The following is a 15,512-nucleotide window of genomic DNA, read 5'->3' on the forward strand; positions in this document are numbered from 1 at the left end:
TATGCCCTACTGGTTGTACATCACGCTTCTCGTCCTGACGATCTACATCGGCATTAGTGTTATATTATATTATGTACAGGATTATTTTCTGTTTAAGCCAGAAAAGCTACCGAGTGATTTTCAGTTTCACTATGATAATCAAACTGCCGTAGAGTATAATCTTGAAACCCGTGACGGAGCAGTAATTAATGGCCTCCATTTTAAAGTAGAAAATCCTATAGGAATCGTACTTTATCTAAAGGGAAACTCAAAAAGCATAAAAGGCTGGGGGAAATTTGCGGTGGACTTTACGCGCCACAATTACGATGTGATTATGGTAGATTATAGAGGATTTGGTAAGAGTACGGGACGCCGAACCCAAAAAGCACTTAAGCACGATTTACAATATGTCTACAATAAAATCAGAGAACGGGTTAAGGAAAAGTACATCATTTTATATGGACGTTCCCTGGGATCAGGTTTTGCGACAAAATTGGCCTCTACGAACCAACCTAAAATGCTCATTTTAGACGCACCTTACTATAGTTTGGCAAAAGTTACAGGGCGTTATATGCCGTTTATGCCCTTATCACTGATTTTAAAATATCCTATGCCTACGTATAAATGGATCAAATATGTGAATTGTCCCATTCATATCATTCATGGCACCAACGACCAATTGATTCCCTTTAAAAGTAGTGTAAAATTATCCAAGATTAAGCCAGATAATACGCGGTTATGGCCCATTATAGGTGGTGGACACAAAAATTTAAATAATTTTGAATCGTATCACCGTACGTTGGAGGAGATTATCCATTACAAAGAAAAGAAGATAGATCTTGAAACCACCAGTCACAAGGTGAAACATTCCGCAAAACGCTAACATGAAAAAAGTACTGCGCTGGTTGGTCGTTTTGACCGGTTTATTTTTACTTATGATGACACTTCTAATTACTCTTCAAGAAAAGATTATTTTTCTTCCTACTACGCTTCCGCAGGATTACAGCTATTCATTTGATCAAGATTTTGAAGAGGTTTTTATCGAAACTGGAGAAAATGTTCGTATCAACGGACTCTATTTTTCTTCAGAAAAACCTAAAGGTCTTATCGTATACTTTCACGGTAACGCAGGAGATCTTTCCCGTTGGGGAGAAATTGCTTCTTATTTCGTGCAATTTGGATATGATGTGTTAGTAACAGACTATCGCACTTACGGAAAAAGTACCGGAGAGCTTTCTGAAAAAGCCCTTTACCAAGATGCTGAAGCCATTTACGACTACGCCAAACGGCGTTTCTCTGAGGATCAAATTACGTTATACGGTCGTTCCCTGGGATGTACCTTTGCCGCGTACCTCGCATCAAATAATCAACCCAAGCAACTTGTGCTTGAAACACCTTTTTATTCGTTAGAATCATTGGTAAAAGAAAGGTTTCCCGTGATTCCTCTTAGGTATCTGGAGTATAGTTTTCCCACAAATACATTTGTAGAAAAGATTGATTGTCCTGTAGTGATATATCATGGGACGCAAGATGAAGTAGTTCCTTATGAAAGTGGCAGACGATTGGCGAATGAGTTTCCAATAGGTCAAGCCACCTTAGTTACACTTGAGAGTGGCGGGCATAATAATCTAATTGAGTTCAGTAAGTATCGTGCTTCGATCAAGAAGGTACTTGAGTAATACGATTTTGTTGATTGCGATAAAAAGTTATTTTTGCATTTTAAACACCTATCATGCGTAAAGAAGAGAAACTCACGGTACTATCAGAAATGTTGCAACTCGCTAAAGCAGATCAGCGACTAGACGAAAGGGAATTAGAATTTATTCGTGTAGTAGCAAAACGCTTAGGAATATCTTCTCAAGAAGTGCGTGAACTCAATGAGAAACCCAGCACAGGAGTACCAATTAAATTTGAAGCCAATCGTATTGTACAATTTCATCGACTGGTGTTGCTTATGAATGTAGATGGTATTGTCTCACCTGAAGAAAAAGAGCATTTATACCATCTAGGATTAGATATGGGGCTTCGCAAAGAGGCTATTGATGAGGTTTTTGAGGTGATGCAAAACTATGAATACGGGATTGTGCCTTCATCGGTGTTGATTAATGTTTTTAAGCGGTTTTATAATTAAGCTTTTTAATCTACTTTATTCTCATTAAATGCGCTTGGCAATAACTGGGGAATAAACTTAACCAACAGCGGTAGTAAAACTCCGCCACCCGGAAGTACAAAAATAGCAAACGAAGGAATCGTTTTACACAAGTCTAATAACTGATCTTTTATTTGTTTTTTCTCCTTATCATTGAGATCCCTTACACTGGACTGAGCAAGTAAATAAACCAAATCTTTACTTTCATTAAGCTCTGCCATCACTCGATTTTTATTTCTAAGAATAAGTGTGCTTACCGTGCGCGACATTGAGGTGTAAAAATGTTTTACAGGATTACTATACTTAAAATAAGAAATTTGTTCAAGATGTTCATCAATAAAGTTTTGCATTGAGTTAATCGCCGATGTGACCTCATGACTACCGAGTTGAATTTGCTCTCCTAATTTGAGGATATACGCATGTTCTTTGCGATCCAATTCTTTATTATTATAAACGGCTAAACACGCCATATCCACTACATAGCGTTGTATCAATAAATGATCGATCACAGTTAAATCTAAATTTTTAGCAGTAATGGTGCTATCCGTTTCAATTTTGTGATACCGCAGCGAACTTTTAATCAAATGAATTAGTAGTACATCATACGCGTGCTTTTCTTGTTTTTGATCTAATGCTAAAAAGACTGTATTTACTATGATGGCTTCTAGATGTTCTGCAAATACACGGGGATCATCCTCTTGCATAAGATATTCATCAAATACAAGAACGTCAAGATAAAGTAAGGCATTTGTAACCAAATGACTAAAGTTCTTTTGAAGGATAGATTCATTCGTTTGTATACGTTGATCCAAGATTTTTTCTAGTACTTCGCTAGGTTTAGAGGTAATTGACGGTAGTCTAAAAAAAGAAGTGCTCTTGGAACGATCTAGGACTTTATAAAACTCAATAATACTGTTAATACAATTCGTAGGATTTGCATTATCAATGCTGTCGTAATACGTGTAAACTAATGCATCAAAAAGATTGATTTTTGCTTTTTCTTCTGCTGTCCAAGTTAAATTGAGGCTTTCATCATCAAACAGCGTAGAAATAGAGTTCCCATAGATAAAACCATTTTTTCGCAATTTATGGTACAACTGTTCATCGCTTTCAAGCTCAGCCGCAGTGTGCTCCAAAAAAAACGGTAGGTGTTTAGCAATCCAGCCTGTAGCCGATGGATTCATAATATATAAGAATAATGATCAAAGATAAGCTGAAATAAAAAAGCGGCTTTGCGCCGCTCTTCATTTTATGATATGTGAAAGATTACATTTTTATCACCCCACAACCAACGCGCGTACCGGCGGCACCACTGGGCTGAGAAGTAAAATCATCAACACCGTCGTGTATGATAATGGCTTTTCCGACGATGTTTTTGGTATCATCTTCACAGCCTATACACCATTCATCTGTCGTCATTTCTACCGTTCCAGTTCCATTATCTTCCACCGTAAAATTACCTATATCACCTTTATGATATCCTGCTTCGTCACCCCATTTGCCGTGAGGTTGTCCGGTTGGATTCCAATGCCCACCGGCGCTGGTCCCATCTTCGGCAGAGCAGTCAGCTTTTTCATGGATATGAATGGCGTGTTTGCCTTCAGCAAGTCCTTTTATAGTGGCTTTCATCGTTACTTCGCCATCATCTTCGGTAAAGGTTGCCTCCCCACTCAAATTGCTTCCGCTTTTTGGCTCAAGATTTATGACAAGCATCTTTTTTTCTTTAGCTTCCTGATCCATTTCTTTTTGATCGGCAGATTCCTGGTTCATCTCTTCGCCATTTTCGGCATCTGAACTTTTATTCGTATTTTCTTTACAACTAAATGCCACGATAGTACATAAGGCAAGTAAAGTAATTTTAAAACGTTTCATCGTTATGGTTTTGGTTATTAATCTCTAATATAAGTGAGATTGACCATCACCTCAAAAGAATTAAGATAAGTTTTTAAATATTGATCACGCTTAAAGCGGAAATATCTGAAACATCATTTGGATTTAACGCGTACTGATACAACCCATTTTCTCCTATGGCAATAAGCAAATCATTCTGAATAATGACATCAAAAGCATTTTTATTGATCGAAGCTACTAACACCGAAGCCGAAGGATCAGTAATATCAAAGACTTTGATTTCATCATCACATACAAACAGGTAATTTCCATAAAGACCTAGCCCTTTTGGTTCACTCAAACTACGTGTATTGATCAACACAGGATTAGTGGTATCTGTAATATCATACACCTCAAGCTGATTAACCGTACCACCACATCCGCTTGAATTTTGCAAGGTGACAAATGCATGGGTGTCATTTGCCACCACAGGATCACAAGCAGTAAAATGTTGTACAGCAGAAAGCTGCTCAGGGAATTCAGGATTATCTACGCTGTAAACGAACATTCCATTACGGGATCCCACGTAGAGATAATCTTTGTAGCTAAATAAGGTTTCGATCGCAAAACCAATGTTCTGACTATTCACTTTTACAGGATCCGTCGCATCCTGAATATTAAATACGTTGAGGTCAAATTCATCTACCGTATATAAATAATCCCCTTTTAAGGCAAACCTAGCCATGGATCCGCCCTGTCCATCAGATGAAGGTCCTTCTGCCAGGCTTGAAGAATCAGAATCATTTGAACATGAGACAATAAGTGCAGCCATTATAATATATATCAATTTTTTCATAGCGGTTTAGTTTAAGGTTTCGATCCAGTTTACAACAACTTCATCTTCGGCTTTATCGTAGGCGTAGCTACCATCTGGCGCTAACATTTCCGGAAACGTATTCCGAATGCGTTTTGTGACCGTAATCGTTTCGGCATTTGGGGTCACCATGACTGCAATCAAATCCACCGCTTGATTGATGTAAAGCATGTTATTTCTAATCGCAATATCTGTTGCTCCCGGGGTTTTTAGAAAATTAAGCGCAACGGGATGTTCTGGATTTGAATTATCATAGATGTGAAAGCCTTCGTTTTTCTCGTTGATAATCAGCAAATTGTCTTTCACGTAAATCTTACCTGAATTTACAATAGGTCGAGATTCTTTTAGCTCAACAGAAGCTTCTAGTGCTTCCCGTGTTATTAATACGGCTTCATAAGGAGACTGATACATACCGATATCATCATCTGTGCAATCACCATAAAAGCAACAGCTTTGAACTAGAATGGAAAGTACGAAACAATAGAGCAGTTTTTTGTTCATCATTTTGGTTGTTTTTAGATAGATGAACAATTGCATTAAACGTTGCGTCAAGAGTAATTGACTTAACGGTTTGGTAACATTAGAAATAAACTTTAAAGATTAAAAAGCTTTGGTAATTTCTCTCCTGTCTCGAATCCCGCGTTTTAAATTTTCTGTAATAATAAGGGCTTTATCCACGCGCTTTTGTTCTCCTTTTTGGCGTAGGATGTAGTAGATCAAACTACGCTTAAAGCCGTCTGTAAGACTCTCGAACAATTCATAGGCTTCATGATCACTCATGAGCACCGCTTCAAATTCTTCAGGCATTTCAACGCCATATTTAGAGGTATCTTCAAAAAGCTGAAGTGTAAGCGTATCGCCTATTTCTATGCCTAATTCTTTTTGTTTGGCTTTGCTAAACATCATTCTGTATTCTCCTTTTCTTTTTTGGAGCGCACCGTAAAACTCAATATGTTTCTCTCCAAAACTAGCGTTGACCTTTACGCGCTGCTGTTTTTGATCTAAAAAAGGCTGAATAATTTCCTGCGGAAAGATCAAGGTGTATGTATTGAATAACTGAAGCTGAAAGGAATCTGTCTTAAGCATACTGCTGTTGCTGCGTTAATGAGTTATAAATGGCGAGCTTACAAGATATTTAAAGGCATTAAAAATAGCAATTTTCATTCTGGACTTCCCTGCCCGGCTAAAGGATGGGATCCTGAATCTTATCCACTCAGCGTTACTTCCACCTTGAGTATCATTCTACTAAAGTCGTAAGCACCTGCGTGTCGCTATGCAACGTGCGGTGTACAGGGCATTTATCTGCAATTTGAAGAATACGATTTCGTTGTTTTTCATCTAAGTCAGCCTGCATACGTATTTCCCGTTTGAAGGTATCTATCTTAGCAGTATCGTTTTCGCAATCATCACAATCCTGTGCGTGTTGTTTGTCGTAACTCGTGTGCACTTCCAATTCTTTAATTTCCCAGCCTTTACGCTTTGCATACATTTGAATGGTCATAGCTGTACAAGCGGCTAATCCTGCCGAAACTAATTCATAAGGGGTTGGCCCAAAGTTATTTCCACCTACAGCTTCCGGTTCATCAGCTATCATATAATGACTTCCTACTTTCATCTGTGTGGTAAATCCATTTTCAGCGGGCAGGTCTGCCACGACGTGATGATCAGATTTGATTTTTTCGGGTTGAGGTTGCTCAATGTAACGGGATGACCACCCTGCAATGACCTGACCCACGTAAAGGGAATCTCTTTTATCCATTAATAAATGATCAGCACCATCTAACGACACAAAGCTCTTTGGGTGATGAGCAGCATGGTAAATTTCTTCAGCGTTTTTTATAGAAACAATTTCATCTTGCGGAGAATGCATGATCAAAATCGGTTTCCGCAATTCTTTTGCAACCTGTGGTAATGATTTAGTTTCAAGATCATCTAAAAATTGCTTTTTGATCGTGAAGGTCCTTCCGCTTAAATTCACGCTAGCTTTTCCATTAGCTTTTATTTCATCAATAGAACTTTGTAGTAAATGCTGTACATGCTGAGGGTTAGAAGGTGCTCCTACCGTAGCAATAGCTCTAACAGATTCAATTTCTTCTGCCGCAAAAATTACTGCCGCACCGCCCAGTGAGTGTCCGACCAATAATGAAGGAGCTTTGTGATGTTGCGCCAGGTAATCTGAAGCTGCTACCAGATCATCCACGTTGCCCGAAAAGTTGGTGTCCTCAAAATCACCTTCACTTTCACCTAATCCTGTAAAATCAAAACGCAGAACGCCAAAACCCATAGATGTAAGCGCCCGACTAATATTTTTAACCGCCAACAAGTTCTTATTACAGGTAAAGCAATGTGCAAACAGCGCAAAGTTATGGGGGTGTTGATCTATAGGTAATTCTAATCTACCCGCGAGTTCGTGACCCTCAGTATTTTTAAATGTGACAGAAGTGATTTTTATGGTTGTAATATGTATTATTTTATTCCTTCACGTTGAGTCGAGAAATGATGTCCCAGTTTACTAATTTGATCAAGTAATGTGTTAAAATGGCCCCTAGCCGAAAATGGGTTCATCACAGTCACTCGTAAATAATGTATTTCTCTTATGGTAGTTTCAACAATATAAAATGTACCCTCGTTTAAGAGCGCTGATCTAATTTTTTTATTGAGTTCATTGCGCAGATCTGAAGGGGCATCGATATATCTAAAACATATAATATTGGTATCTGGAGGTAGAAAAAGTTCCATGTCTGATCGTTCTTCAATCAGTCCGGCAAGTACTTTAGCCTGATCATAGCATGTGGTTACATAGTCATCAAAAATAGCGGTTCCGTATTCATTAATGATACTGTAAAAACGCAATGCCATCATGCTTTTGGTACATTCAAACGTACGTTTGGCCATGGTGTACCATTCTTTATCCTGCTGTGAACCCCATAAATAATCAGCTTTTTGCTGAAAGGTTTTATAACTGTCATCACCATTTTTAAAAACTAAGGCCGTCGCGATACTAGACGTCATCATCATTTTATGACCGTCAATCACCACAGAATCTGCCTGATTGATCCCATTGACTAAGTGCTTGTATTTTTTAGAAAATACAGCAGCTCCGCCATGGGCACCATCGACATGAAACCATAAGTCATTTTTTTTGCTGAATTCGCTTAACGCAGAAAGATCGTCATGCATCCCGGTAGAGGTGGAGGGAGCACTCCCTACGACTGCAATCACGGTAAGCCCTTTTTGGACAGCAGCATCATAGCATTCCTGAAGCTGATCTGTAGCGATACTATACCTTTCATTTACAGGAACTTTAATGATCCCTTTATCTCCCAATCCCATGATTTTAGCCGCTCTGTCGACGCAATAATGCGCCTCAGCCGAAACCATGATGGCTAAAGCATCTTTATGCCCATCGTTCCACACATCTTTAGAGGATTTAACATGTCGTGCGCAGAGTAAAGCGGTAAGATTGGCTAGGGTTCCTCCCGAGGTTAATATCCCATCGGCCTCTTGATCAAAGCCTATCGCACCGGCTATGGTATCTACGACTATTTTCTCCAAAGCCGTGTTCGCCATGCCCATCTCGTACACGGCACTGCCGTTGTTCAATAATCCACTCAACATCATCGATAGAGCAGAAACCGGAAGAGCAGGAGATACCTGATGACCCATATAATTTGGATGATGTAAAGCTATACTTCTTGAAAGTACGGTTTTAAAAAAATCTGGTGTTGGATGCGATTCTTTTGCGTAAGAACTCCAAAATTCCAGCTCATCTTCCGGTTTATTCCAATCTATTGTTTTTTTGGATTGACCCGTTGTAGTTTGATCAAGATGATCTGCCAGTAGGTCTACTAATGCATGACCTTGTTTTCTAAAATTTTCAGCATTATATGCCTGATAAAGTTTTTCTGTCACGTGTATAATATTATAAATTGGCTTTCTACTATTTTGTTCACAATTGAATTAGTTAAGTGCTAAATTTATAGTGATAACAAATTGTTTATTATTGACCGATGCAGGCTGAACATTTTTATTATAACATTCTCGTCAACTCCAGCTTAGTCAATGGAGGAGTCCATAATTTGTCATTCCCGCTTCTGCTGGGACCTTTAGAATCTTATCCCGCGTAAAAACTATAAGATGCCTGCCTGCGCAGGCATGACAATAGAGTTTCAAGTCTTATTGTACCGTCTCCTTAATTTACGGCAAAGGTTTTCACCTTTTTAAACGGATCAATTTGAACACTTTTCATGTTTTGCTGATAAGCCTTCCATTGCTCATCGTAAAACGAATTGGTTTTTTTAAGGGCTAGTTGTAATTCATCTTTGGCCTGACCCATCAAGATTTTTTCAGTTTTGGTCAATCCATCCTGGCGGCTGCCTACATACCAATTGGCAGCGCCCAGGCGCTGCATTACAGTAACTTCGGGATTACGGGTGATGCCCTGGCGTTTATCTTCTATACCGATAAATAAGGCGATGTGCTCATCAATTTCTTTGATGATCTCTTTTGTTTGTTCTAGCTCATCCTTATATCTCTCTTTATCATCTCCTCTTTCTTTTTTCATTTTTGCTTGAAACTCCTTAGCAGTTGTTTTACTTTCTACCAGCTGTTTTACAGCATCAGCAGCAGTTTGGGTATACGTCTCTAAAGACTTTAGCGCATCGTATTTTTCTGCAATTGCTTCTGCTTTGATCGACAAACGTGGATCGCTTTCAACGTTAATCATTTGTCTGTCCTCTTTACCATTAAAGCTCATCACCAGTTTGTAGGTTCCCGGTTTGACTGAAACTCCGCCGGGTTCATTTTTACGCTCTCTGGTGTTTCGAGAAGGTCGATCACTGCCTTTTTCATCCATATACCACCGCATGGTATAAATTCCGGAAGAGTCTGGCGCCTTTCGCTTCAGGTGTCTGATTTGTCGATCGCCGTCAAAAATTTTCAGGTGTATGCTATCACCTTTAGTCTTTTTGTCGTCTGTTTTATCTGCCGAATCATCGCCTTCTGCATCTTCCTCTTTTTCGTTTTCTTCCGCGGAAGCGTCTTCTTTCTTAGGATCAATTTTCACAAAGTAGCTTATGCGAGCACCACCCGATCGGTTTTCACCATGGTACATAGCATCTGCACCAAAACGGCTTCCGGTAGGCTGTTGATATGCTGCCTGATACGCGGCAGGAGGCTCAAAAAGCGCCAGTTCTTGATTGATTAGTTTGTTGTCTCTAGCGATAGCGCGTAGTGGTTTGAGGTCGTCTAATACCCAAGCCGCTCTTCCAAATGTTCCGATCACTAAATCATCTTCACGCTCCTGAATCACTAAATCTTTCACCGAAACGGTTGGGAAACCTTGAGTCCATTTGGTCCAGCTTTCCCCGGCATTGATGCTCACATAAAGACCATCATCTGTCCCTAGAAACATCAATTTTTTCTCTTTAGGATCTTCTACAATACTTAGCGCGTAACTTTCTACATCTTCGCTGTCTACAATGCGCTTCCAGCTTTTGCCGTAGTTGGTGGTGCGATAGACATAGGGGGTATAGTCAAATCTGCGGTAGTTGTTTGCCACGAGTAATGCCTCGCCCTTATTCTTATTACTGGCTTTGATCTGGGCGATCCAACTCCCTGTTGGGAGGCCTTTTAGGTTTTTTGAAACATCAGTCCAGTTTTGACCTCCATTTTGCGTGTAGAATACCTTACCATCATCTGAGCCGGTCCAAAGCATATCTTGCTCTACGGGGGAAGGTTCAATAACTAAGATCGTTGTATGATTTTCGGCTCCTGTGGCGTCCATGGTTAATCCACCGCTGTCGCTTTGTTTTTGCTTTTCAGGATCATTCGTGGTAAGATCTGGTGAAATTACCTCCCAGGTCAATCCCTTATCGGTTGATTTATGCACAAACTGGCTCCCAAAATAAAGGGTGGCATTATCAAACGGGTCAATATTAATGGCACTGTTCCAGTTAAATCTAAGCTTTACCTCTGGATCTGGATGTGTAGGTTTAACCGTGTAGTTGTTTCCGGTTTTCCAGTCGTAGCGACTCACAAATCCCTGCTGACTCATGCTCCAGCCGTAGCGGCTATCATCCTTATCTGGCACCACATCAAAACCATCTCCAAAAGAGATTTCTTGCCAATAACTATTGCGAATGCCTTGAGCTTTCCAAACGTATGCCGGTCCTCTCCAACTTCCGTTATCTTGCATCCCGCCGTAGACATTGTATGGGAATTCGTTATCTACATTGATGTGATAAAATTGAGCTACAGGTAGATTACCAATGAATCTCCAGGTTTTGCCTCTATCACGAGTAATATTCATACCTCCGTCATTCCCATCAATCATAAAACTGCCATCGTTGGGGTGAATCCACCAGGCGTGATGATCTGGATGCACGCCATTATCAACACCATATGCAGGCATAAGTTGGGTGAAGTTTTTGCCGCCATCTTCGCTTACATTAACATAGGTAAATATGCTGTAGACACGGTTTTCATTTTGGGGGTCTACGTAAATTTCAGAATAGTAAAAAGGGCGATTTCCAATATCGTTTTTATTGTTGATCATTTTCCAGGAGGATCCTCCATCGGTAGATTTATACAATGCATTTTTTTTGGCTTCAACTAAGGCGTAAACGACATTAGGGTCACTTTTTGCAATAGCCACTCCAATTCTGCCAAGTTCTCCTTTAGGGAATCCTTCTTTGTCGGTAATTTCTTTCCAGTTTTTTCCACCGTCATAGGTGATAAACATTCCAGAGCCTTCACCGCCAGAGTTAAAAAACCATGGGTCACGCTTATGCTCCCACATTGCCGCGATTAGTTTGTTGGGATTGGTGGGATCCATTACTAAATCTGCTGCTCCTGTTTTATTGTTTTGATACAGAATTTTATTCCAAGTCGCTCCGCCATCTGTGGTTTTGTACACTCCGCGCTCCGGATGCTCCCCCCAGGGTGACCCAATAGCTGCTGCGTAGACGGTGTTGGGGTCTGTGGGATCAATGATCACACGATGGATGTGACGTGTTTTTTCAAGTCCCATGGATGTCCAGGTTTTACCACCGTCCATGGATTTAAAAATTCCGTAACCCCCATTCAAACTATTCCTTGGATTTCCTTCTCCTGTTCCCACCCAAAGTACACTTGGATTAGACTGTTGAATTGCTACAGCCCCGATAGACGCCGTGACCTGATCGTCAAAAATGGGAGTCCATTTTATTCCGCCGCTGGTTGATTTCCACAATCCGCCACTGGCTGTTCCTGCGTACATGACATCTGGATCAGTATGAACTACATCAATTGCAGTTACCCTACCAGACATTCCGCCGGGACCGATATTCCTTGGTGCCTTTTGTTTAAGTAACTCCATTGGGAGTTCCTGTGCAGGACTAGCTAAAAAACTAACAACTAAAAAAATAACGGTAAATAGTGATCTCATGACAAACGTAGATTTTATAAAAAAGAGCTAGAAAGGTAATAAATACTTACAAGATCATTAAAGCCTGCTTCATCTTTCTTATGATAAACTTTAAATGATCTTTAACTTTTGTACTAAGGTTACTAGGATGCTAAGGACTATTTTTAAAGAATGAAGAAGACATTTAAGGGGAAAGGATTTGTATTTGAGGCGTTTAAGGCTGAAGAGCAAACCCCATTTGAGCAGCTGCTGGATATTTTTAAGGAACTGATCACCCATACCTCTGGTGATTTTGATGAGGCTATTGAATGGCTGAAGCAATTAGATGACGAATATAAGATTACCACGCCAGAATATGGCATTGATGAATTCATTGAAGAGCTAAAGGAAAAGGGATATATCAAAGAAGAAATCAAGCCTGACGGAAATGGAGGAATGGCTATTACTGCTAAAACAGAACAAGAAATCCGAAAGCGTGCGCTGGAGCAAATTTTTGGAAATATGCGCAAGCGTGGATCGGGGAATCACCGTACTAAACACGCAGGAGCGGGAGATGAGCAAACCGGCGATTTTAGAAATTATCAGTTTGGTGATTCGTTAGATCGCATCTCCATGACCGAAAGTTTAAAAAATGCTCAAATCAATCATGGACTGGGGAGTTTTAATCTGACCGAACAGGATTTAATTGTAGAGGAAACTCACTTTAAATCTCAAATGAGCACAGTGCTTATGATCGATATAAGCCATAGCATGATTCTATACGGTGAAGATCGCATCACACCCGCTAAGAAAGTCGCGATGGCACTGGCAGAATTGATCACCACGCGCTATCCAAAGGATACCCTTGATATCTTGGTATTTGGTAATGATGCCTGGCCAATAAGTATTAAAGAATTACCTTATTTGCAAGTTGGGCCTTATCATACCAATACTGTAGCCGGATTGCAGTTGGCGATGGATTTATTACGTCGAAAGCGAAACACCAACAAACAGATTTTTATGATCACAGATGGTAAACCCAGTTGCTTGCGTATGCCAGATGGCCGCTATTATAAAAATAGCATGGGATTAGATCAACATATCGTAGAGCGCTGTTATCAAATGGCTACCGCTGCCCGAAAACTCAAAATACCCATCACCACGTTTATGATTGCTCAAGATCCTTATTTACAGCAATTTGTAGATGAGTTTACCCAGTGCAATCAGGGAAAAGCGTTCTATACCGGACTAAAAGGTTTAGGTGAAATGATTTTTGAAGATTATGAGCAAAACAGGAAGCGAAGAATAAGTTAAATAACAAATTAAAAATCACAAAAAGAAATATGGCACTGACAGATTTTTTCCGGGTTAATCTACCTTATGGAATGAAAAAAAATGAAGATGGTGAGTGGTTTACTTTTAATCGGGAATATATTCCTCTAGGGTGGAATAAAGAAAATTTTAGTAAAAATGATTCTTTTGAAAGCTTACCCGTTTATACTAAATATAGAGGTCTCACAAACAGTTTTATAGAGAAAATTATAGAATCAGATCGCAACATAAAAAGGGATATTAACGGAGACATTAATATGTTTTTCTTTTATGAAGATAAAACAAATCCGAGAAATGACTCCTCCAAATGGATAGAGTATTTTGATAAAGTCAAGGCATTTTCTAAACTTAAGGTGAAAAGCTGAAATAATTAAAATATTCCCCCTTTGAAGGGGGTTAGGGGGATGTAAATCCACACTTTCGAAATAAAGACTATGAAAAAAGAAACTATAAAAACACTTAAAGAACTCAAGGATTCCGGATATCAATCAAAGTCGATCAAAGATGAGCTTAGAGATAACCTTATCGCTAAAATCAAAAATGGCGACACTGCGTTTGAAGGAGTACATGGATATGAATTTACCGTAATTCCAGAGTTAGAACGGGCGATTTTGTCGCGGCATAATATAAATTTATTAGGACTACGTGGTCAGGCAAAAACCATGTTGGCACGTCAAATGGTCAATCTGTTGGATGAATATATTCCCTATATAGAAGGATCAGAGATTTATGACGATCCACTAAATCCATTGTCAAGATACGCACAGGATTTGATTCAAGAAAAGGGAGACCAAACCCCCATTGCCTGGTTGCACAGAGAATTGCGCTTCGCGGAAAAATTGGCTACTCCAGATGTGACGGTAGCAGATCTTATTGGAGATTTAGATCCTATCAAAGCAGCCAATTTAAAACTCAGTTATGCTGATGATCGCGTCATACATTTTGGGATGATTCCGCGGGCAAACCGCTGCATTTTTGTGATCAATGAATTGCCAGATCTTCAGGCGCGCATTCAGGTAGCTTTATTTAATATCTTACAAGAAGGCGATATTCAAATCCGTGGATTTAATGTGCGGCTACCACTGGATATTCAGTTTGTATTTACCGCCAATCCTGAAGATTATACGAATCGTGGAAGTATCGTGACTCCGCTAAAAGACCGCATAGGCTCACAAATTCTTACGCATTATCCTCAAAGCGTTGAGACCGCAAAGATTATCACCCAGCAAGAAGCTAAGGTGACCGAGGAGCAGCATAAGAATATTCATGTTCCAGAGCTTGCTAAAACGCTGTTAGAACAAATAGGCTTTGAAGCTAGAGAGAGTCCTTATGTAGACGAAAAAAGCGGGGTAAGTGCCAGAATGAGTATTACTGGGTTTGAGAATTTAATGAGTACTGCAGAGCGCAGAGCTTTGTTAAGTGGAGATGAATCCACAACAGTGCGCTTAAGTGATTTTATGGGATTGATTCCCTCCATAACCGGTAAGATTGAGCTAGTGTATGAAGGAGAGCAGGAAGGAGCAGCCACAGTAGCACAAGAGTTGGTCACCAACAGCATCAAGACACTCTTTAATACAATGTTCCCTAAGATTGAAAAATTGCAAAAAGAAAGTGACACTGATCCTTACGCCGATTTAGTGGAATGGTTTTTTGACGAATCCGGATTTGAGTTGTTAGACGAATATTCACAGGCTGAATACCAGCAAAAACTGGACGAGATTAAACCTTTAAAAGAACTTATTGAAATCCATCAACCCGATGTTTCTCACAAAGACCGCTATTTTTTGATGGAATTTGTACTTTGGGCATTGGTAGAATATAAAAAGCTAAGCAAATATCGTATGACTAGCGGAGTGCGTTTTAAGGATTTATATGGGAGTTATATTAGTGGATTATAGTTTAGAAGAGCACAACATTCTAGACATCTACAAATGTTTTCATTACATAGAATATTAGTATTTTGG

The 15,512-nt window shown here is 39.7% G+C and carries 14 protein-coding genes; 6 read left to right on the top strand and 8 right to left on the bottom strand.

Annotated features, from left to right (window positions below; genetic code table 11):
• Position 1 precedes the first annotated feature (1 nt).
• The 3 genes from ABD000_RS06325 to ABD000_RS06335 are packed head-to-tail and all read left to right on the top strand — an operon-like array spanning position 2 to position 2,110.
• A complete protein-coding gene (locus tag ABD000_RS06325) occupies positions 2-862 on the top strand; it encodes an alpha/beta hydrolase (protein ID WP_343764934.1) in 861 nt (286 codons plus the stop codon).
• Position 863: 1 nt separating this feature from the next.
• A complete protein-coding gene (locus tag ABD000_RS06330) occupies positions 864-1,658 on the top strand; it encodes an alpha/beta hydrolase (protein ID WP_343764935.1) in 795 nt (264 codons plus the stop codon).
• Positions 1,659-1,711: 53 nt separating this feature from the next.
• Positions 1,712-2,110 carry a TerB family tellurite resistance protein gene (locus ABD000_RS06335; RefSeq protein WP_343764936.1) on the top strand — a complete coding sequence of 133 codons (399 nt, stop codon included), beginning with the start codon at positions 1,712-1,714 and terminating at the stop codon, positions 2,108-2,110.
• Between the two features lie 5 nt (positions 2,111-2,115).
• Here ABD000_RS06335 and ABD000_RS06340 read toward each other — a convergent pair whose 3' ends face one another.
• From ABD000_RS06340 to ABD000_RS06375, 8 genes are all read right to left on the bottom strand, one after another.
• Positions 2,116-3,312 (bottom strand): LETM1-related biofilm-associated protein, encoded by a 1,197-nt coding sequence (locus ABD000_RS06340; protein WP_343764937.1) that lies wholly within the window; start codon positions 3,310-3,312, stop codon positions 2,116-2,118.
• 82 nt (positions 3,313-3,394) lie between these two features.
• A complete protein-coding gene (locus ABD000_RS06345; protein ID WP_343764939.1) occupies positions 3,395-4,000 on the bottom strand; it encodes a superoxide dismutase family protein in 606 nt (201 codons plus the stop codon).
• A gap of 73 nt (positions 4,001-4,073) precedes the next feature.
• A complete protein-coding gene (locus ABD000_RS06350) occupies positions 4,074-4,814 on the bottom strand; it encodes an LVIVD repeat-containing protein (RefSeq protein ID WP_343764941.1) in 741 nt (246 codons plus the stop codon).
• 6 nt (positions 4,815-4,820) lie between these two features.
• On the bottom strand, positions 4,821-5,336 hold the full coding sequence (locus ABD000_RS06355) for a hypothetical protein (RefSeq protein WP_343764943.1): 516 nt from the start codon (positions 5,334-5,336) through the stop codon (positions 4,821-4,823).
• Between the two features lie 96 nt (positions 5,337-5,432).
• Entirely contained in the window at positions 5,433-5,918 is a 486-nt protein-coding gene (locus ABD000_RS06360) for a YdeI/OmpD-associated family protein (protein WP_343764945.1), read from the bottom strand.
• Between the two features lie 151 nt (positions 5,919-6,069).
• Positions 6,070-7,284 (bottom strand): bifunctional alpha/beta hydrolase/OsmC family protein, encoded by a 1,215-nt coding sequence (locus ABD000_RS06365; RefSeq protein WP_343765097.1) that lies wholly within the window; start codon positions 7,282-7,284, stop codon positions 6,070-6,072.
• A gap of 14 nt (positions 7,285-7,298) precedes the next feature.
• Positions 7,299-8,744: a pyridoxal phosphate-dependent decarboxylase family protein gene (locus tag ABD000_RS06370; protein WP_343764946.1), complete on the bottom strand. Its 1,446-nt coding sequence runs from the start codon at positions 8,742-8,744 to the stop codon at positions 7,299-7,301.
• 280 nt (positions 8,745-9,024) lie between these two features.
• Positions 9,025-12,258: a VPS10 domain-containing protein gene (locus tag ABD000_RS06375; RefSeq protein ID WP_343764947.1), complete on the bottom strand. Its 3,234-nt coding sequence runs from the start codon at positions 12,256-12,258 to the stop codon at positions 9,025-9,027.
• A gap of 150 nt (positions 12,259-12,408) precedes the next feature.
• On the opposite strand from ABD000_RS06375, the gene ABD000_RS06380 reads away from it, so the two are divergent.
• The 3 genes from ABD000_RS06380 to ABD000_RS06390 all read left to right on the top strand — a co-directional run bounded on the left by ABD000_RS06380 (position 12,409) and on the right by ABD000_RS06390 (position 15,446).
• Complete coding sequence (locus tag ABD000_RS06380; protein ID WP_343764948.1) at positions 12,409-13,530, top strand: vWA domain-containing protein; 1,122 nt, start codon at positions 12,409-12,411, stop codon at positions 13,528-13,530.
• Between the two features lie 29 nt (positions 13,531-13,559).
• The gene (locus ABD000_RS06385; protein ID WP_343764949.1) at positions 13,560-13,913 is read left to right on the top strand and encodes a hypothetical protein; all 354 of its coding nucleotides are present in this window, start codon (positions 13,560-13,562) and stop codon (positions 13,911-13,913) included.
• Positions 13,914-13,982: 69 nt separating this feature from the next.
• Positions 13,983-15,446 carry a MoxR family ATPase gene (locus tag ABD000_RS06390; protein WP_343764950.1) on the top strand — a complete coding sequence of 488 codons (1,464 nt, stop codon included), beginning with the start codon at positions 13,983-13,985 and terminating at the stop codon, positions 15,444-15,446.
• The last annotated feature ends 66 nt before the right edge of the window (positions 15,447-15,512 follow it).

The sequence above is a fragment of the Gangjinia marincola genome (assembly GCF_039523415.1).
GTDB lineage: Bacteria > Bacteroidota > Bacteroidia > Flavobacteriales > Flavobacteriaceae > Gangjinia > Gangjinia marincola.